Genomic DNA, 1,656 nt, shown 5'->3' with positions numbered 1-1,656 from the left:
AACTATTAAATCCGTAATACCTTGATGCGCAATTTCTTTATCTCGTAAAAATTCTGGGATAATCCCTACCACATTCCCGCCAACTTGTAGGGCAGAATTTGCTACACTCCCCATTAATCCCACTTTTCCTCCACCATAAATTAATGTGATATTTTTTTCACCTAAATATTTACCTAACTTTTCTGCTGCATGTTTATACTCTTCACTTTCCCCATAATTTGATCCGCAAAATACACATATTGAGTTCATAATTTTAACCCCTCATTTCTAAAAATATATTTCTCTATTATTATCGCTAACACTAATAATCATAACAAATAAATTTTATTATTTTCTAAATTATTCTGCATAAAAATATTAAAAAATAAATTTTACATCTGAAAAATCAGCCTAAAAAACATTTGAATAACACCTATCTATGGAATATAATGGGTGAGGCACCCTCGGATTATTCATAAAATACTATTAATTTTAAAAAATAATATTACATACTTATTCTATATTTAACAATTTCATATAAGTAAGGAGATATTTTATTATGTGGATTTTATTCTTAATATTTGCCTTCCTGGCTGGACTTGCTTTACCTATTCAATTTAGTATTAATGCTCAATTACGTACTTTTGTAGGATCCCCCCTTGTAGCTGCGACTATTTCCTTTATAGTTGGGGCGATTACTTTATTTACCATTTCATTATTTAAAGCTGGTTTTAGTTTTAATAAAGGGATTGCTTCTGCACCATGGTGGGTATGGACTGGTGGCGTTTTGGGAGCTTTTTATGTACTGGCTACCATTATTCTTATTCCAAGAATTGGAGCAGGAACCACCGTTGCGTTAGTGCTTGCCGGGCAGATTGTTGCATCTGTATTAATAGATCATTTTGGTCTAATTAATGTGCCTATACATCTATTGTCCTTACCCCGTATTCTTGGTGCTATTTTAGTTATTATAGGCGTTGTACTTATCCAAAAATTTTAATTATCAATCATCTAGAATACACTTTACATTGTTCATTTTAGATAAAGAGTTTTTATCGTTCTTTTTATTTTATTTGAAGGGAAGATTCTAACGATGTATGCAAATATCCGCAATTTATTATTTAAGATGGACCCAGAAAAAGCTCATACGAGAACTATTCATGCTTTAAAAATGATGCAATCATTTTCATTTGCTAGAAATATGTACAATAAAAATATGAGATTAAATGATTCTAGATTGGAATGTAAATTACTAGATATTAAATTTCCTAATCCTATTGGTTTGGCTGCAGGGTTTGACAAATTTGCTGATGTATACCCAGGTCTTGCATCACTTGGTTTTGGATCAGTTGAAGTAGGTTCTATCACACCTAAACCTCAATCTGGAAATCCTAAACCACGCTTATATCGTTTACCTGAGGATACGGCACTTATTAACCGTATGGGTTTTAATAGTGAGGGCTTGAATAGAGCAAAGCAAAACTTTATGACTTTACCACGTCCCAATATTCCTCTAGGGATAAATTTAGGGAAAAATAAAGATACTCCAAACTCAGATGCCACTTTAGACTATCAAAAGGGATTGGAAACACTATATTCCTATGGTGACTATTTTGTCATTAATATTAGTTCTCCAAACACTGAAGGATTAAGAGACTTACAATATGTCGATACTTT

The 1,656-nt window shown here is 32.0% G+C and carries 3 protein-coding genes; 2 read left to right on the top strand and 1 reads right to left on the bottom strand.

Translation table 11 applies throughout. The features are described from left to right. Nucleotides 1-249: LOG family protein (locus KVT31_RS29290; RefSeq protein ID WP_368858997.1), on the bottom strand; the 249-nt coding region annotated here is incomplete at its 3' end. Nucleotides 250-538: 289 nt separating this feature from the next. Between KVT31_RS29290 and KVT31_RS29285 the strand changes: the two genes are divergently transcribed. Together KVT31_RS29285 and pyrD are read left to right on the top strand one after the other, a co-directional pair. Continuing rightward, entirely contained in the window at nt 539-979 is a 441-nt protein-coding gene (locus tag KVT31_RS29285; protein WP_000264901.1) for a DMT family transporter, read from the top strand. A 93-nt stretch (nt 980-1,072) separates the two neighbouring features. Then, nucleotides 1,073-1,656 (top strand): dihydroorotate dehydrogenase (quinone) (gene pyrD / locus KVT31_RS29280; protein WP_217613700.1); only part of this gene is annotated, 584 nt, incomplete at its 3' end.

Origin of the sequence: Bacillus sp. GbtcB14 (assembly GCF_019091205.1) — a bacterium.
Lineage (GTDB): Bacteria > Bacillota > Bacilli > Bacillales > Bacillaceae_G > Bacillus_A > Bacillus_A cereus_AG.
The sequence above is the reverse complement of the archived record's forward strand: the minus strand, read 5'-3'. Positions and strand labels throughout refer to the sequence as shown.